The organism is Neobacillus sp. SRL179, assembly GCF_984799095.1.
Genome location: NZ_OZ481792.1, coordinates 3,682,191 through 3,702,410, shown reverse-complemented (window position 1 = coordinate 3,702,410; position 20,220 = coordinate 3,682,191). Strand labels below are relative to the sequence as shown.

The following is a 20,220-nucleotide window of genomic DNA, read 5'->3' as shown; positions in this document are numbered from 1 at the left end:
AGAGCAAATTACAAATGTCATCGCCACAAATAGTTTTTATTACTGAACAGTGCTATAATAGTGAAATGATTTCTTAAAATACTTAATAAAACAACGTGTGCTTTTTTACTATTGGTTAGCAAAGCGCCTTGGTGCAAGAGAATCTTGGCTCAAGTCTGCTTCTGCTTTTCTATTAGCAAATACAGACAGATGTCATATAATGTTTAACAGTATTACGTTGGTTGGAGGTTCTTCTATGACTATTTACCATTTTGTAGGTATAAAGGGGTCTGGAATGAGTGCATTAGCACAAGTTCTTCACGATATGAAATATGAGGTGCAAGGCTCCGATGTCGAAAAGCGCTTTTTTACACAACTGGCCCTTGAACAATCAGGGATTAAGATTCTTCCTTTTCAAAAGGAAAATATCAAGCCAGGAATGACAATTATTGCAGGAAATGCTTTTCCCGACACACATGAAGAAATTCAAGAGGCTATGAAGCTGGGGCTTCCTATCATTCGATATCATCGCTTCTTAGGTGACTTTATGCAAAATTTTACCAGCGTTGCCATAACAGGAGCACATGGAAAAACGTCAACAACAGGGCTGCTTGCACATGTAATCGAAGGAGCAAAGCCAACGTCCTTTTTAATTGGTGACGGAACTGGGAAAGGGACAAAAGGGGCTGAGTATTTTGTATTCGAAGCATGTGAATATAAACGGCACTTTTTATCCTACTATCCTGACTATGCGATCATGACAAACATTGATTTTGATCATCCTGATTATTTTGCCAATATTGACGATGTTTTTTCAGCCTTTCAAGAAATGGCCGTTCAGGTAAAAAAAGGCATATTCGCATATGGTGATGACGAACAGCTTCAGAAAATTCAGGCAAAAGTCCCTGTGCTTTTTTATGGGTTTGGTGAGGAAAATGACTATCAGGCGAAAAACCTTGTGAAAACAACAACGGGAACAAGCTTCGATGTCTTTATTCGTAATACATTCTATGATACATTTTCTATCCCGACTTTTGGTAACCATAGTGTATTGAATGCATTGGCTGTCATTGGTTTATGTCATTATGAGGAAATGAATGTGGAATTAGTGAAAGAGCGTTTGCTAACTTTTCAAGGTGTTAAAAGGAGATTCTCAGAAAAAAGAGCGGGTTCTCAAATTTTAATTGATGATTATGCCCATCATCCGACTGAAATTAAAGCAACCATTGAGGCGGCAAAGCAAAAGTACCCTGATCGAAAAATTGTTGCTGTATTCCAGCCACATACTTTTACAAGGACACAGGCTTTTTTAGAAGACTTTGCTGAAAGCTTACGTCAGGCTGATAAAACCTTTTTGTGTGAAATCTTCGGTTCGGCAAGAGAGAATCACGGTAAGCTGTCAATAGAAGATTTACAGGAAAAAATTGAGGGATCTGAAATTCTTACGGAAGAAAATACTTCGGTATTAACTCAGTATGATAACAGTGTCATTATTTTTATGGGCGCTGGAGATATCCAAAAATTCCAAGATTCTTATGAAAAACAATTGATTCAATAATAAAAAGGATGCCAGCCTTAAATGTTGGCATCCTTTTTTCATTATTTAAGGTTTTCAGGGTTTAATTGTTTTAATTCTGGAATGACAAAAAGTCCATCTTTTCTAATTAGTACATCATCAAAATATATTTCCCCGCCACCGTACTCAGGACGTTGAATATTAACCATATCCCAATGAATATTGGAATGGTTACCATTAAAGGCATCATCATAACATTGTCCAGGAGTGAAGTGAAAGCTGCCGGCTATTTTCTCATCAAACAAAATGTCCTGCATTGGGTTGAGAATAAATGGATTGACCCCAATGGCGAATTCACCCACATACCGTGCTCCCTCATCCGTATCAAAAATCTTGTTGATTCGTTCAGAAGCATTTGAAACAGCCTCGATGATCTTTCCATCTTTGAATGTCAGCTTAACATTTTCAAATGTAAAACCTTGGTATGGTGATGGTGTGTTATAGGTAATCACACCATTGACAGATTCACGTACAGGAGCGGTGTATACTTCACCATCAGGAATGTTTAATCTGCCAGCACACTTAATCGCTGGAATATCCTTAATAGAGAAAGTTAGATCGGTACCAGGTCCGGTGAGGCGGACTTTATCAGTTCGGTCCATTAGTTCCTTGAGACTATCCATCGCCTTATCCATTTTCCCATAATCAAGGTTACAAACATCAAAATAAAAGTTCTCAAACGCCTCTGTACTCATTTTGGCCAACTGAGCCATGGATGAAGTTGGATATCTAAGCACAACCCATTTCGTTTTTGGAACTCGGATATCACGATGAACCTTCTTGCCAATCGTATTACCGTGGATTTTCATCTTATCGTCTGGAACATCTGCTTGTTCACTGATGTTATCACCAGAACGAAGGCCTATGTATGCGTCCATTTTGCTCATGACATTTGCTTCAAAATCTGCCATCATACTAAATTGTTCTTCCTGTGCCCCCATTAATAAAGAGCGGTCCACCTGATGATCTTTAATAAGAACAAATGGATAACCACCCGCGGCGTATGCTTCTTTTACAAGTGCTGTCACCAGCTCACGCTGTAGTCCAAAATTTTCAATTAGGACCTTTTCACCCTGCTGAAGCTGTACCGAGTAGTTAATTAAATTTTTTGCAAGTTTTTCAATACGTGGATCTTTCACAGTAACGCCCCCAACGAAATAAATAAAGTTCCTCTCTATTGTACCCGAATATAATTAGAAAGTTGAACCAACAGTGTAATCAGCGGTAATATTTTTATGCAAATAGCAGGAAAACAAGACAAAAATAGGGAAGTAGTATAAGATAATTAGCGAGGTTTATATCTGTATTGGATAGGATATACATAGTGATAGTTAAAAGTGGAGGTGCAGCATGCAAATTATTTTATACTTAAGCGCAGCATTGGTAGCAATTGCATTTTTTGTACTTGTTATCTACTTATCAAAAACGCTCAAATCACTTCAAGTGACACTTACAAGCGTTTCAGAAACATTAACGGGACTAGAAAAACAATTGAATGGTGTTACAACAGAAACTACCTTACTTTTACAAAAGACTAATGCTTTGGCTGAAGATATTCAACAGAAATCTGAAAGCTTAAATAGTGTAGTGGCAGCAGTAAAGGATGTAGGTACGACAGTTACTAAATTTAATGGAACACTGCAGACGATAACTAATTCCGTTGATCAGCAAGTCGAGGAAAGTAAAGAGAAAATCTCGCAAATTGTCCAATGGGGGAACGTACTTCTTGATTTAAAGGATAAGTGGGCTGCTAGAAAACAAACAAAAACGGAAGTTAACGCAATGGAAAGACAAAGAGTAAGATCACATTAAAAAAGAGGGAGGAAACACTGATGTCCAATAGAGAATATGAATCAAGAGAAACCAATCAAAGTCAAAATGAAGAGAGTTCCAATTCCTTTATATTAGGAGCAATAATTGGAGGTATGGTTGGCGCTGCAGCAGCAATGCTTTTGGCACCTAAGTCTGGTAAAGAACTTCGCGATACCTTAAGCAGCCAAGCTGAGACAATCATGGATCGAACAGAGCAAATTCGTGAAAATGTAATGACTAAAAGCAATGAATTAGTGTCTAAAACGTCTTCACTTTCACAAGGACTTGTTCAACAATCCTCTGAATTACTTAATAAAGTTAAAGGGAAAGCTGCTATGCAGGATGAAGGGGAAAAGAATTCGGAATCATCCTACATATCTATCCCAAATTCATCAGAAGCCTCATCTAATAAAAAAACTATTAAAGTGAAACCATTGGACAGTACAGAAATCAGGAAAAAGCTAGAGGAAACTCAAAAAGCGTTTGACGCTGAAGAAAGTAAGGTCAAATTATAATCAAACATTATTTATTTGTGATAAGAACGGTGAAGTGTTAAAATTACTTCACCGTTTATTATTTGTTGTCTAGCCCCAGCGCCATACAAGGTGCTCGCGCTTTTCGAACTGGAGGGTATAAGAATGCTTGAAAAAATTGAATCTATCGAACAATTTGATGAGGTATTAAAAAATGAAAGTAAATTTTATCTTCTGAAGCACAGTTTAACATGTCCAATTAGCCATGCGGCCTACAAGGAATATGAAAAATATGCAAATGAGAATAAAAATGTTCCAACCTATTTTTTAGCAGTTCAAGATTCACGACCATTATCAAATGAAATAGCGGAAAGATTTCAGATTAAACACGAATCACCTCAAGCCATTCTTTTTTCAAACGGTGAACCAGCATGGAATGCAACTCACTGGAAAATAACGAACCGGTCTTTAACAAGTGCCAGCGGGGATAATCAATAAATGCCAAAATGAAAGGGGATGAAGTGATCATCTCCTTTTATTCACATTGTGAGATAAAATACATATATTATTTTAACGTAAATTTTACTTTAATGCTTAAAAGCGTTTAATTAATAAAGAAAAAGTAGATGACAAAGCAATTTATTTCAGCTATAATTAGCCTAATTATTGAAATATTATAAAATTTAATCTTGTAGTACTTGAAGAAATCCTAGAAAAAACACTTAATACTTTTGGACAAATGTGATTTTAAAAAAGAAAGGATGGTTTATAATGAGCAATAAGGATTTAGATCAATTAAGGCTGCGTGTCGACGAACTTAACTTAGAACTACTAAAGCTAATTAATGAAAGAGCACAGATTGTGCAAGAGATTGGACGAGTTAAGGGAAATCAAGGGGTATACCGCTACGATCCAGTTCGTGAAAGAAAAATGCTTGAAGTGATTAAAGAACATAATGATGGACCATTTGAAAATTCTATAATTGATCATTTGTTCAAGGAAATTTTTAAAGCAGGATTAGATTTGCAAAAGGATGATCACGAAAAGGCATTGCTTGTATCAAGGAAGAAGAAGCCTGAAGATACCATTGTTTCATTAAAAGGGGAAAATATTGGGGACGGAAAACAACACTTCGTTTTTGGCCCTTGTTCTGTCGAGTCCTATGAGCAAGTAGCAACGGTAGCAAAAGCAATGAAGGAAAAAGGCCTAAAGCTTCTCCGCGGCGGTGCTTATAAACCAAGAACATCACCATATGATTTCCAAGGCCTTGGAGTTGAAGGCTTAAAAATTTTAAAACGTGTCGCTGACGAATTCGATATGGCTGTTATTAGTGAAATTGTTAATCCATCGGATATTGAAATGGCATGTGATTATATTGACGTCATTCAAATTGGTGCCCGTAATATGCAGAACTTCGAATTGTTAAAAGCTGCTGGTGCTGTAAACAAGCCTGTTTTATTAAAACGAGGAATCTCAGCAACAATAGAAGAGTTTATCAATGCAGCAGAATACATTATGTCGCAAGGAAACGGACAAATCATCCTTTGTGAGCGTGGTATTCGAACATATGAACGAGCTACAAGAAATACACTAGATATTTCCGCAGTTCCAATTCTTAAACAAGAAACCCACTTACCTGTAATGGTAGATGTTACGCATTCCACTGGTAGAAGAGATTTATTGCTTCCTTGTGCGAAGGCCGCTATAGCAATTGGTGCTGATGGAGTTATGGCTGAAGTACATCCTGATCCAGCCGTTGCTTTATCGGATGCACAACAGCAAATGGACCTTAACCAGTTTGATACATTCTATAATGAATTGCTTGCTTCTAAATTTGTCAGAATTTAATCAATTGCAGCGAAACCTCCTGTCAAAGCAGGAGGTTTTTTACGAATTACAAACATTTTCGAAAAAATATTGACAAATGCAATTGCGGCTTTTTATTAGTTGTCGTATGATTAAATACATATAAAGATTGTATATTATCTCACAATCAAATATAGATGATTAGTTTTTTGCAAACAGATGTAAAATAAAGAAAACAATGTACGTTTTAGGAGAGTGTTATAAGTGAATATCACCATTTATGATGTTGCAAGAGAAGCCAATGTTTCAATGGCAACGGTTTCCCGCGTTGTCAATGGGAATCCGAATGTAAAACCGGTAACCCGGAAAAAAGTATTAGAGGTAATTGAAAGATTAGGTTATCGCCCAAATGCTGTAGCTAGAGGTTTAGCTAGTAAAAAGACTACAACAGTGGGAGTAATTATTCCTGATATTTCTAATATCTTTTTTGCGGAATTAGCTCGTGGAATAGAAGATATTGCCACCATGTATAAATACAATATCATTCTAAGTAATTCTGACCAAAATAAGGACAAGGAATTACATCTTCTTAATACCATGCTTGGAAAACAAGTGGATGGACTTGTTTTCATGGGTGGAAACATTACTGCCAGTCATGTAGAAGAATTTCAAAAATCACCGGTACCAATTGTTTTAGCAGGTTCTATTGAAGAGTCAGGTCAAATACCTTCAGTCAATATTGATTATGAAGAAGCGGTTTATGACTCGATTAAGGAATTCATCGGTAAAGGTCATAAAAATATTGCTTTTGTCGTAGGTCCGCTTCATGAGCCTAAAAATGCACAGAAGAAACTTAAGGGCTACCAACGTGCACTTGTAGAAGCAGGATTACCGTATAATGAAGAGTTTGTAGTTGAAGGCGATTATACGTACGACTCTGGCATAGAAGCGTTTGAAAAATTGCTGGAAAGTGCGGAGCGGCCAACTGCGATTTTAGTGGGTTCAGATGAAATGGCACTCGGAGTAGTTCATGGTGCCGAAGATAAAGGCTTTAAGATACCTGAAGATTTTGAGGTCATCACATCTGATAATACAAGGCTGTCATTAATGGTCCGTCCTCAGCTTACGACGATTGTACAGCCATTGTATGATATTGGTGCAGTAGCAATGCGCTTATTAACCAAATTAATGAACAAGGAAAAAACCGATGAACATATTGTGGTATTACCACATCGAATTGAACACCGCCAATCAACAAAGTAAGATAAAGCGAAAGCGCCCATTTAGCGAGTACACCAGCCGTTGGGCGCTGGAGTGATAATTCTCCAAGTTGAGTACTTATTTTTATATTCCAAAAAGGGCTGCAATATTGCAGCCCTTTTAAATAGATTCGGTCTTTTTATGATTTCTAATGGGATATAGGGCTTTTTCAAGGGTAAGTAAATTTTTTTCCGTAATTTCAGCTTTCCTTGGAATTGGTGTATACAAGTGGAAAGGGTCGTCCCATTCCTTTGGTAAGGTGACAGGCGAACTTTTCTGCCACTCATTTATCCACGACTCGGGTAATTCACCGTAGCAATTTGAGTTTTCTGTCATCTCAAGCCAAATGAATGCCCATGCCCGTGGAACCACTCTCCAAATGTCATATCCCCCTCCGCCAACAGCAATCCACTTCCCATTACAGTATTGGTGAGCCATTTCATGAGCAAGCTTTGGTATTTCACGATAAATTTTCATGGTTGATGATAGGTGGGTTAATGGATCCAAATAATGAGAGTCCGCACCATTTTGGGTTAAAATGACATCAGGTTTAAAGTATTCAGCTACTTCTTTAAAAGATTGTGTATAAGCTTCCAGCCATGATTCATCTTCGGTAAAGGCATCTACAGGAATATTGAAAGAATAGCCGTAGCCAGCCCCCTGACCTCTCTCATTAATATTACCTGTGCCTGGAAACAAATATCTTCCTGTTTCATGAATAGAAAGTGTGCAAACATTGGGATCATCATAGAAAGACCATTGAACACCGTCACCATGATGGGCATCCGTATCAACATATAAGACACGGGCATTGTATTTTTCCTGTATGTATTTAATAGCAACAGAGCTGTCATTATAAACGCAAAATCCGGATGCTTTACCTCGAAAGCCGTGATGCAATCCACCACCAAGATGCAGGGAATGAAGCACCTTTCCAGTCATTACTTGATCCACTGCTGTTAAAGTGCCACCTACTAGTAAAGAACTCGCTTCATGCATATGAGGGAATATGGGTGTATCTTCTGTCCCTAAACCATAGTTTTCGGCAATTTCTTTTTGAAGTTTCCCTTCACCCGCTTTTTTTACGGCGTCAATGTAACTTGGGTCATGAATAAGGGCTAACTCTGCTTCTGATGCCATCTTTGGTGGAATGATCTCTTCAGGAGATAATGCACCAATTTTAGTTAACAAGTCCACGGTTAACTTTAGGCGTAATTGATCAAACGGATGATTATGACTGAATTTATACCTCAGCAGGTCTTCTGAATAAACAAAGGAACAACGATCTCTCATACGTTTATCCCCGGTAAATTCGGCCAAAGGACATCATATCCGGCTTGTTTAAGACTATGAATAAGTGAAGTTGGATTCATTGTCTGGACTCTGAGGACAATAATTTTAAAATGGTCATCGATTTTATCCGGATAAACGAGAACACTAAGTATATTTGCATTTTTATTTTTTATAATCGTCGTGATATCACTTAACTTCCCTGAAAGATTAGGAACTCTAATTTCAATTTGAGAACCTGGCTGATGCGCTCCAGTGAGCTCAACCATTGTTCTTAATAAATCTGTTTCGGTTACAATTCCGACTAACTTTCGATCTTGAATGATGGGGATGCAGCTAATCTTGTGTTCATAAAATAGACCGGCCACCTCTTCTACAAAATCGAGAGGGTGTCCTGTGATGACATTTTTCTCCATGATGGTGTCCAATGATTGTCTTAAATCTTCAGGATGCTCATTTGCATGAAAGATGGATGGAGTGGCATCCCTAATTTTTGCAACAGTTACGAGACCAACAAGATGCCCATCTCGATTAACAATAGGGATGTGACGAATTTTTCTAGTTTCCATTAAGGCCATAGCATCTGCAATGGTATTGGCTGGTAATAGTGAAGCAACATCTGTTTTCATGATTTCCTCTATTATCATAAAAAATCACCCTCTATCCTTAGGAAGATTCAATTGTCTAGTTTGGATCAAGCGTCAATTAATACATAAATCGATTCATAAATCGTAACCGATCAAATTTTTGAATGGACTCCATGTCTACTCTTTTCCCCATCCTTGCCATTAAACAGTTGGCGGGGTGAGAGCAAATTTCAGGGTCATCCGTTGCATACCATTCAAGACCGCCCGCACTCATCATCTTTTCCATAACTTTTCGATAATCCCAGACATTTAATTTGGTGCCCTTTAAGTCCCAATGCCAATAGTATTCAGTAGTCATCGTGATATAATCTTCCATGGCATCATCCATCATCGAAACAATTAAAAGGTTCTTACCAACAGCACAGCCTCTAAATTGTGGGATTACTTCGATGGCTCCTAATTCAATTAAATTATCCATTTTTCCTTCTGACCAGCGTTCAAGTGGATCAGGATAAAGATAGGTCACATAGCCAACGATTGTGTTTCTATTTCTTGCAATAATAATTCTTCCTTCCGGCAGTTCAGCAATTCCAACCAAAGCTTTATGCTGTTGAACAGGAGGACGGAAGGCAACAAGATCTTCATGAAACTCATAGTCTGCTAATATATCAGAGGAAATTGGGCCTTCAATAATTAAATTTCCATGGGGAGTTTTTAATTGTTTTGCATTGTAAGTCTTTTTATGCTCCATACGGTCACCTACCTGAAAGAGGGTTGTGTATCAACTCTATTATACATAAAATCTATCGAGAAAAAGGAATTTTACAAAATTTTCTGGTTATAATCAGAGGAAAAATCTATTAAATAAAATTTTTAAAATTGTGAATAGTTCATACTTGTACTATAATATTCTCATACGAGCGAGAAGGGGAGATGGAATGATGAAAGTGGAAGCGCTGCCAGTTGTACAAGGGGAGTATAACTTAAGCAATTATGAAGAAATGTATAAGCAATTTGACTGGAAGACTACAGAAAAGGAATTTTCATGGAGTGAAACAGGGCTAGTTAACCTGGCTTATGAAGCAATTGACCGCCATGTGGAAACATTTCGAAAGAATAAAGTAGCCCTTTACTATCGTGATGGTTCCAGGGATGAGAAGTACACCTTTAAGGAAATGAAGGAATTGTCCAATAAAGCAGGGAACGTCCTAAAAAGTTATGGGGATGTAGAAAAGGGTGACCGCGTCTTTATTTTTATGCCGCGTTCGCCAGAACTTTATTTTACTGTTTTAGGTGCAATCAAGGTCGGCGCCATTGTGGGACCATTATTTGAAGCCTTCATGGAAGGAGCAGTTAGAGATAGACTTCAAGACAGTGAAGCTAAAGTTTTAGTCACTACACCTGAATTGTTAGACCGAGTTCCTGTACAAGATTTGCCTGCACTAAAGCATATTTTCCTTGTTGGTCATAACGTAACCGAGCAAGATCGATGCATAGACTTTTTAGATAAGTTTTCATCAGCCAGTAAAGACCTCAAAATTGAATGGGTGGAACGAACAGATGGGCTAATTCTGCATTACACCTCTGGCTCTACAGGAAAGCCTAAAGGAGTCTTGCATGTACATAATGCAATGATTCAACATTATCAAACAGCAAAATGGGTCCTTGATTTAAAAGAGGATGATGTATATTGGTGTACAGCTGACCCAGGCTGGGTAACGGGAACTTCATACGGCATTTTTGGCCCATGGTTAACGGGAACGGCAAACGTAATTATTGGGGGCCGTTTTAGTCCAGAATCATGGTATCAAATGATCGAAGACTTTGGAGTCACAGTTTGGTATAGTGCACCAACCGCTTTCAGGATGTTAATGGGCGCAGGTGATGAACTTGTGAAGAAATTTGATTTAAGCAGCCTTCGTCATGTTCTTAGTGTGGGTGAACCGCTGAACCCTGAAGTTGTTAAATGGGGGGCAAAGGTATTTAATAAGCGGATCCATGATAACTGGTGGATGACGGAAACAGGTGCCCAGCTAATAAGTAATTATCCTTGTATGGAAATTAAACCAGGTTCAATGGGGAAACCAATTCCAGGGGTTACAGCTGCGATTGTTGATAATCAAGGGGTTGAATTGCCTCCTTATCGAATGGGGAATTTGGCCATAAAAAAGGGCTGGCCATCGATGATGCATACGATATGGAATAATCAAGAAAAATATGAATCTTACTTTATGCCAGGTGATTGGTATGTATCCGGTGACTCAGCGTATATGGATGAGGATGGTTATTTCTGGTTCCAAGGCCGTGTGGATGATGTAATCATGACTTCAGGAGAACGCGTGGGACCCTTCGAAGTGGAAAGCAAGCTTGTGGAGCATCCTGCAGTGGCAGAAGCCGGAGTAATTGGAAAGCCTGACCCTGTTCGCGGGGAAATCATTAAAGCCTTTATCGCCTTACGTGACGGCTACGAAGCCTCAGAGGAATTAAAGGAAGAAATTAGATTGTTTGTGAAAAAAGGTCTGGCTGCCCATGCGGCCCCACGGGAAATTGATTTTCGGGAAAAATTACCAAAAACCCGTAGTGGTAAAATCATGCGGCGTGTCTTGAAGGCATGGGAACTTAATTTGCCAACAGGTGATCTGTCTACAATGGAAGATTAAATTATAAGAAAGAAAGCCGCACCGATAATGGTGCGGCTTCTCTTATGGGGTTGGTGTTGTAGTTGGAGGTGGGACGACCACCGATCCGACTTCGACAAGATTAGAGGGTGCTGATTCATTTCCGGCAATATCAACAGCCGTTACATAAAACGCTCCGCTGCTGGCTGTAAAAGAGAGACTTGAGCCACTGCGGATGCTGGCGACCTTAGAGGAACCTCCTGTATAAACCCGGTAACCAACAACATCCTTATCTGGAGAGGCAGACCAAGCTAATGTGCTACCTGTTACGGTTAAGCTGACACCATCAGGATTCTTGCCGTTATCCCCCATTTTAGCTGTAGGCACAAGAATTTTCCCCCAACGTTCTTTTTTAGGTATCAACTGACTGTAATTTTTAAAATTATTTCCAACCATTCGAGTGATAAAGTCGGGATTTAAAATTAAACCAGATTGGGCAAACTCCGCTGGAGTGGAATCCAAGGCTAAATATTTTTTATCCCCAACAGTAACAAACTTTCCTTCAATTAAACTATCATCTGCTTTTGTTGGTACATCATTCACATTAAAATAATCGCTTTCGATTAAACCAGCTTTAGTACATGCTGCAGATGGCAGCATGCCGGAAACAGCGCAATAGGAGCGTTTCACAATTCCTTCTGGCATTTGAAAGGTTTCTTTGGGTGCGACTAAGTCTGGCTTGATCGAATAGGCGGCATTGATTAGTTCAGCCCACAGGTTATTTGTACGCTGACTATAGGACATACCAGAAGTCTTTAGTGATTTCGGTGTATCATAACCCGTCCAAATACCAAAGGTGACATTTGGGTTAGTTGCAACAAACCAAGAATCAATATACTGATTTCCCGTTCCGGTTTTGCCGGCCCAATCAGCCTTAAATTTTAATTTACTATTCACGCCTGCAGCCGTCCCCATTTTAATAACATCACGCATCATGTCAAGTGTTAAAAAAGCTGTTTGCGGCTTGAAAACATCAACAGGTTTTACTTCGTGCTGATAAATAATCTTTCCGTCTTTATCAGTAATGCTGTCGATCAGATATGCGTCAATAAACTTGCCGTTGTTTGCGAACGTACTGAAGGCATTTGTATTTTCTTCAATTGTCACTCCCTTTTCCAATGATCCAATCGCGGTTGAAGGGTTTTCAAAGTCTGGCTTTATAAGTGACGTAAATCCCATTTTTTCGAGATACTTAGCTGGTTGTTGACCTAAAATGTCTTTGTATAATTTCACAGCAGGTACGTTATAAGATTTAGCTAAAGCATATCTAGCTGAAACGATGCCGCTGTACCGCAAATCATAGTTTCGCGGCCATGGCTTTGCTTTACCTGCTAAATATAATTCAACGTCAGGCAGAGGTGTTCCTGGTGCTGCTTTGCCTAATTCAATCGCTGGTCCATAAACGAGGAGTGGTTTCATCGTAGAACCATTTTGTCTTATAGCACTGGTTGCATGGTTGAGCTGTTGATTGTCATAATTTCGACCAGCCACAAAGCTAATAATTTTCCCTGTTTTATTCTCAATCAGTTCAGCCCCTACCTCGACAGGCTCCATGACGGTAATCTTCTCCCCAGTTTCTGGATCTTCTTTTTCCTGGGCTTTATTGGGTCCATAATATTGATAATTATCTTTTACCACTTGCATGGCATCATAAATATCTTTATTGATGGTGGTGTTAATCTTGTAGCCGTTTTGATGTAAATCATGGTCTGCTAATATTTTGTATTTATAATATAGATTGTCATCATTTTTTATGTCCTTTTCTGTGTACCCGTCTTTTTGGGCTAGGACAGCGGTGAGCACTTCAATGGAGCGTTTTTCAATTTCAAACGTAAGCCAAGGATATTTTTCAAGTGGATTTGCAACAGGCTTTGTAAAGTCCTTCGTGATATCATAGGCCGATGCTTCAGCATATTGCTGTTGATTGATGTATCCACCATCAAACATTCTCTTTAGAACAGTCTTCATCCGTGTTAGACCAGGTTCAAGATTATTCTTGACCGTTCCTTCTCTTGTGAAAGGTGTATAACCAAACGGGCTTTGTGGAAGACCTGCGATAAAGGCAGCCTGTGGAAGGGTTAGTTCACTAGCGTTTTTTCCGAAGATTCCTTTTGCAGCAGCTTGTACACCGGCAATGTTTTGTCCAGAAGCATTTCTGCCAAATGTTGATACATTAAGGTAGGCCTCAAGTATTTCCTTTTTGTTGAAGAACTTCTCTAAACGGAGTGCTAATAGAATCTCATTAGCCTTCCTTTGAAACGAAACTTCGTTTGTTAGAATTTGATTTTTTATTAATTGCTGGGTTAATGTACTTCCCCCCGATTGAACCGCAGAATTTGTCACTTCTTGAAAGAGAGCACGAAAAACGGCCTTTGGAACAACACCTTTATGCTGATAAAAGTATTCGTCTTCTGTTGCAATCACTGCATTAGTCAAATCCTTTGAGACTTGATCAAGTTTGACCTCTTCACGGACAAGGTCTGATCGCAGCCTGCCAAGATAAACCTGATCGGCAAAGTATAAATCCGATGTTTCAGTATAGTTATATATATCCTTTTTCATACTTTCATACGAGCGGACTGGTTCATCTTTCACAAGTGAGGCAAAATAGCCGGCACCCACCCCTGTAGCAAATGAACCACCTAGTATGACTACAGTCATGACAAGGAGGAATAAATTCCAAACGACTTGATAGGTAATTCGTGCACCTTTTACCGTTTTTTTATGGGTAAACAAGTTCAGTATGGATTTTGCTTTTTCTATCCACGCTTGCATTTTTTCATTCATTCAATGCATCACCTCAATATAAAATCCCTTACATTATAGCATATAGAAGGGGAAAAACTGACAACCTTCTACATTTTTCTGAAATTTCCAGTTCGGGTTTGACAGTTGAAGAGAAATATGTTAAAAAAAGCTATAGTAATTTTTATAATATAAAGCTGTGAAGGGAATCAACTGTAGTTCTTCTGTCCCTGTTTAAAGAGAGCCAGCGGTGGTGAAAGCTGGCACACATAGAAGAACGAATTACATCCTAGAGCTTTTTCTGTGAAAACAACCGTGACTAGCAGAAAACGGATTGAACCGTTAAATTTTTTGAGTTGGAGGATTTTTTCCTCAAGCTGGGTGGTACCGCGTAATTTACGTCCCTGCATTTTTGCAGGGACGTTTTTGTTTTTATTTTCAAAGGAGGATTATGATGGATTTATTACAGGATTTAGCATGGAGAGGGATTATATACCAGCAATCAGATGAAGAAGGATTACAAGAACTATTAAGCAGCCAGAAAATTTCTCTTTACTGTGGGGCTGATCCAACAGCTGACAGTTTACATATTGGCCACTTAGTACCGTTTTTAACACTTAGAAGATTTCAGCAGCATGGACACCGTCCTATCGTTCTAGTTGGCGGGGCAACAGGTTTAATTGGTGATCCAAGTGGAAAAAGTGAAGAACGTAATCTGCAAACCCTTGAAGCAGTACAAAAGAACGTAGAAGGGATTAAGAAACAGCTTGCCTCGATTTTTAACTTTGAAGGTGAAAATGGTGCAGTTATGGTGAACAACTATGATTGGGCAGGTTCTATGGATATTGTGTCGTTTTTACGTGATATTGGTAAACATATTGGGGTTAATTACATGCTTGCAAAAGATACTATTGCATCGAGACTTGAAACAGGTATTTCTTTTACTGAATTTACCTACACCATTTTACAAGCAATGGATTTTAATCACTTATATGAGCATCATGATTGTAAATTGCAAGTTGGCGGGAGTGACCAGTGGGGCAATATTACATCTGGATTGGAATTAATCCGGAAAATGCAGCCAGAAGGCGCAAAAGCGTATGGCTTAACCATTCCACTTGTAACGAAAGCAGATGGAACAAAGTTTGGTAAAACAGCAGGTGGAGCTGTTTGGCTTGATGCCGAGAAGACAACGCCTTATGAGTTCTACCAGTTCTGGATTAATACCGCTGATGCTGATGTTGTCAAATACTTAAAGCTTTTCACGTTCCTGTCTCATGAAGAAATTGACGAATTAGCAAGATCTGTGGAGGATGAGCCACACCTTCGTAAAGCTCAAAAGGCATTAGCGGAAGAGATGACCCGGTTAATCCATGGCGAAGAATCACTGCAACAGGCAATTAAAATTTCACAGGCGTTATTTAGCGGTGATGTCAAAAATCTTTCGGCTGCTGAGATTAAGCAGGGCTTCAAAGATGTACCTTCCTTTCATGCAAGTGAAGCAGAAGGAAACTTAGTGGAGTTACTCGTTGCTGCCAATATCTCTCCATCAAAGCGCCAGGCGCGTGAAGATATCACAAATGGTGCTGTTACCATAAACGGTGAAAAAATAACGGATACGAATTATGCTTTACAGGAAAGTGATCGGATTGAAGGTCAGTTTACCATTGTGAGAAGAGGTAAAAAGAAATATACGCTAATTAAATATTAAAGATTTTAAGGGCTTTGAACTTTTCAAAGCCTTTTTTTATGGAACAAAAAAACAGAAAAAACCCTCGTACCAAAATTGGTACGAGGGTTTTAGAACGATTAACGTGAGTAGAACTCGACGATAAGTGTTTCGTTAATTTCAGCAGGTAATTCAGAACGCTCTGGTAAGCGAGTGAAAGTACCTTCTAATTTGTCTGCGTCAAAAGTTAAGAAATCAGGTACGAAGTTATTAACTTCAACTGCTTCTTTCACAACATCAAGATTGCGTGACTTTTCACGAAGGCTGATTGTTTGACCAGCTTTTAAACGGTATGATGGGATATCTACACGAGTACCATCAACTAAGATATGACCATGGTTTACTAATTGACGAGCTGCACGACGAGTGCGAGCAAGACCTAAACGGTAAACAACGTTGTCAAGACGTGATTCAAGAAGAATCATGAAGTTTTCACCGTGTACGCCGCTTAATTTGCCAGCTCTATCGAATAGATTACGGAATTGACGCTCAGTTACGCCATACATATGACGAAGCTTTTGCTTCTCTTGTAATTGTAATCCGTATTCAGAAAGCTTTTTGCGTTGGTTTGGACCATGTTGTCCAGGAGCGTAAGGACGCTTTTCTAATTCTTTACCCGTACCGCTTAGAGAAATTCCAAGACGACGAGAGATTTTCCAGCTTGAGCCAGTATAACGAGCCATGAATGACTCCTCCTTCGTGTTTTTATTTTGGTAAAATAAAAACCGTTATGAGACTCTTAAACAGCCATTTTGTTTTCATGTACCTTCGCCCTAGCAGCAGAGGGTTACGAGATACACCATCAAATATTGAGGAACAAAATGAGACTATTAAAGTGAACACATTAGGCTGCACTATTTTACACAAGGAGTATTATATAATTTTTATTCATGGTAAGTCAAGTTTATTTTATGATTTAAGAATAACCATAAATTATTTCAACTGGATTCCAAAAAAAGCGATGTTCCAAATGGCTCTGCCACTTTGGGACATACTTTTTTCTACTTATATGTATTCCAGTAAAATGGCTGCAAATTCTTCAAGATTTTGCTGGTCAAGTTCATCAAAGCGATTCTTCTCTGGGGAATCAATATCTAATACACCCAATAGTTTTTCTCCTTTTATGAGCGGAATGACAATTTCAGATTGTGATGCAGCATCGCAAGCAATATGACCCGGGAATTGATGAACGTCTGCAACCAGCATTGTTTCTCTATTTAAGGCTGCAGTGCCACACACCCCTTTTCCGACTGGAATCCGCACACAAGCAGGTAAGCCTTGAAATGGCCCAAGAACTAATTCTTCATTTGTATCCATTAAATAAAATCCTACCCAGTTAATTCGATCTAGGCATTGGTTTAGAAGGGCAGAGGCATTACTGAAATTAGCAATTTGGTTTTTCTCATCTTGAAGAAGTGCCCGTAATTGCTTTTTAACAAGCTGATAATTTTCTTCACGACTTCCGGTATACATTTCGACGTTAAACATGTTATTTCACCTTTTTCTCTAAAGTTTTATTAACTATGATAGCAAAATTAGAAGAAAATGAGCAGACTTTGTCGATATTTTCTTAAAGGAATCTCCGATGATACAAAGAATCATTATGTATGGGGATACCTGAAGGGGGAGAAGAAATGAAAAAGGATGCAAAAGAAGCAATTATAAAGGCCGCAATTTCGTTGTTTAATGCAAATGGTTATTCGGGAACTTCAATTAGAGATATTGCCAGTTTAGCAAAAGTAAATACAGCTACGATTGCCTACCATTTTAATAATAAACAAGGTCTGCTGGAATATTGCTTTATGCATTTTTTTGAACACTATATGAGCAAGATTGAAGAAGCCTATCTCTCCATCGATCGAGGTGCAAAAGAATGCCTAAAGAAGATCGTTGCTGATATCCTCCATTATCAATGTGAGAATATATATTTAACCAATTTTATATACAGGGAAATGTCCATGGATTCGCAGATCGTCAGGGAAATTATGTCCACCTATTCTCTAAAAGAAAAATATTATTTCCAAAAGATTTTCGAGAGAGGTTTTGAATGGGAGGAATTTCAGCCCCATTCCATCCCTTATTTAATTATTCAACTTAAGGGCTTGATTATGATGCCATTTATGAATACTCAATATATGAGAGAAGTATTGTACATTTTTCCTAACGAGCCATTTTTCGAACAAAAGTATTTAAAAGATATTTATTCATGGATTGATAAAACTTTATGCTTGGATGTACCACAAAAAAAAGGTGCAGTGATTAAATAGCGGCGACGCTATTTTTTATTTTACAAAAAAATTGAAAATTATCGTCAAAAATTGTCGTTTACATGGTATCATAAAAGCATTGAATCGAACATGAAATGATAATTTATTTTTTATATAGATGGACTAATTAAACTTCAAAGTATGATGTTGTTTGAAATAGGGGGCTTACTTGTGAAATATTTCATTGGCTTTTTCATCCTGTTACTAGCCTTATTTGTATTGGGATATTTAATAAAGAAACGTTATTTTAAAGAGATGGATCGATTGGAAGCTTGGAAAATCGACCTAATGAATCGACCAATACTAGATGAGATGGCAAAGGTGAAACAGTTAAATATGACAGGCCAGACAGAAGAACTATTCGAACATTGGCGGAGCGGTTGGGATGACGTCGTGACCGTAAAGCTCCCTGATTTGGAGGAAATGCTTTTCGATGCAGAAGAGTACATAGACCGGTACCGTTTCAAAAAAGCGAAAGAGGTTCAAGACGCGATTGCTTCCAAATTGCAGGAAATAGAAGATCAGATTAAAAAAATACTGGAAGAGCTACATGAACTTGTCGGCAGTGAAGAAAAAAATAGAGTGGAAATTGAACTGCTTAAAGAACAATATAGGGAATTAAAGAAAATGCTTTTGGCTCACCGCCATAGTTTTGGAAATGCCGAAAAGCATTTAGAAACACAGCTTAAGGATATAACACAAAAGTTCCATGATTTTGATGAAAAAACAGAGCTTGGTAATTATTTAGAAGCGCGGGAAATTGTTCTGCATATACAAGATCGATTAGATACCATCAAACATGATATGGAATTAATACCCCAGCTTTTAATTGAATGTCAATCACTGCTTCCAAATCAGTTATCTGATTGCTTAGAAGGTTATCGTGAAATGAATGAGCAGGGTTATTATTTAGATCACATCAATGTGGAGAGTGAAATAAAGCGGTTGGAAGAAAAACTGGCTGAAAATTTAGTATTAATTGAAGCAAGTGATTGTGACAAGGCTGAAGAAGGCATTAAAGAGGTAAAAGAACGAATCGATATCGTTTTTGATCTTCTGGAAAAAGAGGTTCATGCGAAGCATTTTGTTAATAAAAACGAAAAGGCAGCATTTGAACAACTTTCATTCGCACAAACTGAAAACAAAAGCCTTTCCAATGAAGTGATGCAGGTTCAGCAAAGCTACCAACTCTCTGATGATGATTTTGAAACACAAAGGCAGCTGGAGAAGGAACTCTCGACAGTGTACAAACATTATGAAATTCTAGTTGAAAAATTAAAACTTAATGAGACCGCGCAAACCGCACTTTGTGATGAATTAAATACTATTAAAGAACAACTTGATTTTATCTCTGAGGGACAGCAAGCCTTCGCTCTTAAACTCCAGGCTTTAAGAAAAGATGAGCTTGAAGCAAGAGAAACAGTGAAGGAATTGACCAAAAAGGTTGGCGAAGCCGTGCGCCTCGTGAAGAAAAATAATGTTCCAGGACTGCCTGCGGATTATCATTATTTACTGGAAGATACGAACGAAAGTATACAAAATGTTCGCTACCAACTAGAGGAAAAGCCACTTAACATTGCTGCCCTTAATGAATACTTAGAAATGGCTGTTTTAACGGTTGAAAAGCTCGTGAGCACAACATATGAATTAATTGAGAATGTTACTCTCGCAGAGAGAGCCATTCAATATGGGAATCGTTATCGCAGTCATTATCCATCCGTTGCTAAACGATTAACAGAAGCAGAAAATGCTTTTAGACAATATGATTATGAAGAGGCATTAGAGCAAGTGGCAGCATCGCTTGAGGGAATTGATCCAGAAGCTTTAAAGAAAATAAAGGCAACAATAGCAGCAGAGTAAGATGTGACAAACTGATTCAACTTGAATCGGTTTGTTTTTTTTATCTGATTCTTATCGGACAAAGTTCAGCTGCCCTAGGCTTGCCTAATCAGAACTTTTCTTTAATATTCTTCGGTTTGTATGATAAGATTGATAATTGTAAGTGAATGGTACGGAGG

Annotated in this window: 17 protein-coding genes and 1 other annotated feature; of the genes, 10 read left to right on the top strand and 7 right to left on the bottom strand. The window is 38.4% G+C overall.

All coding sequences use genetic code 11. The features are described from left to right. Positions 1 to 235 precede the first annotated feature (235 nt). Positions 236 to 1,537, top strand: coding sequence for a UDP-N-acetylmuramate--L-alanine ligase (gene murC, locus AC4E8C_RS18335; RefSeq protein ID WP_490208093.1), 1,302 nt, complete (start codon positions 236 to 238; stop codon positions 1,535 to 1,537). Positions 1,538 to 1,578: 41 nt separating this feature from the next. On the opposite strand, the gene AC4E8C_RS18330 is transcribed toward murC, so the two are convergent. Continuing rightward, complete coding sequence (locus AC4E8C_RS18330) at positions 1,579 to 2,694, bottom strand: aminopeptidase (RefSeq protein ID WP_490208092.1); 1,116 nt, start codon at positions 2,692 to 2,694, stop codon at positions 1,579 to 1,581. A 211-nt stretch (positions 2,695 to 2,905) separates the two neighbouring features. Between AC4E8C_RS18330 and AC4E8C_RS18325 the strand changes: the two genes are divergently transcribed. The 5 genes from AC4E8C_RS18325 to ccpA all read left to right on the top strand — a co-directional run bounded on the left by AC4E8C_RS18325 (position 2,906) and on the right by ccpA (position 6,909). Then, on the top strand, positions 2,906 to 3,367 hold the full coding sequence (locus AC4E8C_RS18325; protein ID WP_490208091.1) for a DUF948 domain-containing protein: 462 nt from the start codon (positions 2,906 to 2,908) through the stop codon (positions 3,365 to 3,367). Between the two features lie 20 nt (positions 3,368 to 3,387). Beyond that, positions 3,388 to 3,882, top strand: coding sequence for a YtxH domain-containing protein (locus tag AC4E8C_RS18320; protein ID WP_490208090.1), 495 nt, complete (start codon positions 3,388 to 3,390; stop codon positions 3,880 to 3,882). Between the two features lie 123 nt (positions 3,883 to 4,005). After that, positions 4,006 to 4,338, top strand: coding sequence for a bacillithiol system redox-active protein YtxJ (gene ytxJ / locus AC4E8C_RS18315; RefSeq protein WP_490208089.1), 333 nt, complete (start codon positions 4,006 to 4,008; stop codon positions 4,336 to 4,338). A gap of 273 nt (positions 4,339 to 4,611) precedes the next feature. After that, entirely contained in the window at positions 4,612 to 5,688 is a 1,077-nt protein-coding gene (locus AC4E8C_RS18310; RefSeq protein ID WP_490208088.1) for a bifunctional 3-deoxy-7-phosphoheptulonate synthase/chorismate mutase, read from the top strand. A gap of 222 nt (positions 5,689 to 5,910) precedes the next feature. Continuing rightward, positions 5,911 to 6,909, top strand: a complete 999-nt coding sequence (gene ccpA, locus AC4E8C_RS18305) for a catabolite control protein A (protein ID WP_490208087.1) — start codon at positions 5,911 to 5,913, stop codon at positions 6,907 to 6,909. 117 nt (positions 6,910 to 7,026) lie between these two features. Here ccpA and AC4E8C_RS18300 read toward each other — a convergent pair whose 3' ends face one another. From AC4E8C_RS18300 to AC4E8C_RS18290, 3 genes are read right to left on the bottom strand one after another with little or no spacing between them, the layout of a single operon-like run. After that, entirely contained in the window at positions 7,027 to 8,199 is a 1,173-nt protein-coding gene (locus AC4E8C_RS18300) for an acetoin utilization protein AcuC (protein WP_490208086.1), read from the bottom strand. Beyond that, a complete protein-coding gene (locus tag AC4E8C_RS18295; protein ID WP_490208085.1) occupies positions 8,196 to 8,843 on the bottom strand; it encodes an acetoin utilization AcuB family protein in 648 nt (215 codons plus the stop codon). The genes AC4E8C_RS18300 and AC4E8C_RS18295 overlap by 4 nt, the downstream gene beginning before the upstream one ends. Positions 8,844 to 8,901: 58 nt before the next feature. Then, positions 8,902 to 9,534 carry a GNAT family N-acetyltransferase gene (locus AC4E8C_RS18290; protein ID WP_490208084.1) on the bottom strand — a complete coding sequence of 211 codons (633 nt, stop codon included), beginning with the start codon at positions 9,532 to 9,534 and terminating at the stop codon, positions 8,902 to 8,904. Positions 9,535 to 9,724: 190 nt separating this feature from the next. Between AC4E8C_RS18290 and acsA the strand changes: the two genes are divergently transcribed. Beyond that, positions 9,725 to 11,443 (top strand): acetate--CoA ligase, encoded by a 1,719-nt coding sequence (acsA, locus tag AC4E8C_RS18285; protein ID WP_490212606.1) that lies wholly within the window; start codon positions 9,725 to 9,727, stop codon positions 11,441 to 11,443. Between the two features lie 42 nt (positions 11,444 to 11,485). Here acsA and AC4E8C_RS18280 read toward each other — a convergent pair whose 3' ends face one another. Then, a complete protein-coding gene (locus AC4E8C_RS18280) occupies positions 11,486 to 14,248 on the bottom strand; it encodes a transglycosylase domain-containing protein (RefSeq protein ID WP_490208083.1) in 2,763 nt (920 codons plus the stop codon). Between the two features lie 148 nt (positions 14,249 to 14,396). After that, positions 14,397 to 14,615 (top strand) — a binding site (T-box leader). A gap of 45 nt (positions 14,616 to 14,660) precedes the next feature. Here AC4E8C_RS18280 and tyrS point away from each other — a divergent pair. Then, on the top strand, positions 14,661 to 15,917 hold the full coding sequence (gene tyrS, locus AC4E8C_RS18275) for a tyrosine--tRNA ligase (protein ID WP_490212605.1): 1,257 nt from the start codon (positions 14,661 to 14,663) through the stop codon (positions 15,915 to 15,917). Between the two features lie 98 nt (positions 15,918 to 16,015). Here the strand turns inward: tyrS and rpsD are convergent, their stop codons facing one another. Together rpsD and AC4E8C_RS18265 are read right to left on the bottom strand one after the other, a co-directional pair. Further along, positions 16,016 to 16,618 (bottom strand): 30S ribosomal protein S4, encoded by a 603-nt coding sequence (gene rpsD / locus AC4E8C_RS18270; RefSeq protein WP_490208082.1) that lies wholly within the window; start codon positions 16,616 to 16,618, stop codon positions 16,016 to 16,018. Between the two features lie 322 nt (positions 16,619 to 16,940). Continuing rightward, the gene (locus AC4E8C_RS18265) at positions 16,941 to 17,423 is read right to left on the bottom strand and encodes a GAF domain-containing protein (RefSeq protein WP_490208081.1); all 483 of its coding nucleotides are present in this window, start codon (positions 17,421 to 17,423) and stop codon (positions 16,941 to 16,943) included. A 146-nt stretch (positions 17,424 to 17,569) separates the two neighbouring features. Between AC4E8C_RS18265 and refZ the strand changes: the two genes are divergently transcribed. Further along, positions 17,570 to 18,202: a forespore capture DNA-binding protein RefZ gene (gene refZ, locus AC4E8C_RS18260; protein WP_490208080.1), complete on the top strand. Its 633-nt coding sequence runs from the start codon at positions 17,570 to 17,572 to the stop codon at positions 18,200 to 18,202. A gap of 171 nt (positions 18,203 to 18,373) precedes the next feature. Beyond that, complete coding sequence (ezrA, locus tag AC4E8C_RS18255) at positions 18,374 to 20,062, top strand: septation ring formation regulator EzrA (protein ID WP_490208079.1); 1,689 nt, start codon at positions 18,374 to 18,376, stop codon at positions 20,060 to 20,062. The last annotated feature ends 158 nt before the right edge of the window (positions 20,063 to 20,220 follow it).

What these genes read in the sequence shown, in the direction of transcription:
- acsA (WP_490212606.1), top strand. Translation starts at nt 9,725, where the DNA reads ATGAAAGTGGAAGCGCTGCCAGTTGTACAAGGGGAGTATAACTTAAGC.
- refZ (WP_490208080.1), top strand. Translation starts at nt 17,570, where the DNA reads ATGAAAAAGGATGCAAAAGAAGCAATTATAAAGGCCGCAATTTCGTTG.
- AC4E8C_RS18290 (WP_490208084.1), bottom strand. Translation starts at nt 9,534, where the DNA reads ATGGAGCATAAAAAGACTTACAATGCAAAACAATTAAAAACTCCCCAT.
- AC4E8C_RS18320 (WP_490208090.1), top strand. Translation starts at nt 3,388, where the DNA reads ATGTCCAATAGAGAATATGAATCAAGAGAAACCAATCAAAGTCAAAAT.
- murC (WP_490208093.1), top strand. Translation starts at nt 236, where the DNA reads ATGACTATTTACCATTTTGTAGGTATAAAGGGGTCTGGAATGAGTGCA.
- AC4E8C_RS18310 (WP_490208088.1), top strand. Translation starts at nt 4,612, where the DNA reads ATGAGCAATAAGGATTTAGATCAATTAAGGCTGCGTGTCGACGAACTT.
- AC4E8C_RS18300 (WP_490208086.1), bottom strand. Translation starts at nt 8,199, where the DNA reads ATGAGAGATCGTTGTTCCTTTGTTTATTCAGAAGACCTGCTGAGGTAT.
- AC4E8C_RS18280 (WP_490208083.1), bottom strand. Translation starts at nt 14,248, where the DNA reads ATGAATGAAAAAATGCAAGCGTGGATAGAAAAAGCAAAATCCATACTG.
- AC4E8C_RS18325 (WP_490208091.1), top strand. Translation starts at nt 2,906, where the DNA reads ATGCAAATTATTTTATACTTAAGCGCAGCATTGGTAGCAATTGCATTT.
- AC4E8C_RS18265 (WP_490208081.1), bottom strand. Translation starts at nt 17,423, where the DNA reads ATGTTTAACGTCGAAATGTATACCGGAAGTCGTGAAGAAAATTATCAG.
- rpsD (WP_490208082.1), bottom strand. Translation starts at nt 16,618, where the DNA reads ATGGCTCGTTATACTGGCTCAAGCTGGAAAATCTCTCGTCGTCTTGGA.
- ytxJ (WP_490208089.1), top strand. Translation starts at nt 4,006, where the DNA reads ATGCTTGAAAAAATTGAATCTATCGAACAATTTGATGAGGTATTAAAA.
- AC4E8C_RS18295 (WP_490208085.1), bottom strand. Translation starts at nt 8,843, where the DNA reads ATGATAATAGAGGAAATCATGAAAACAGATGTTGCTTCACTATTACCA.
- tyrS (WP_490212605.1), top strand. Translation starts at nt 14,661, where the DNA reads ATGGATTTATTACAGGATTTAGCATGGAGAGGGATTATATACCAGCAA.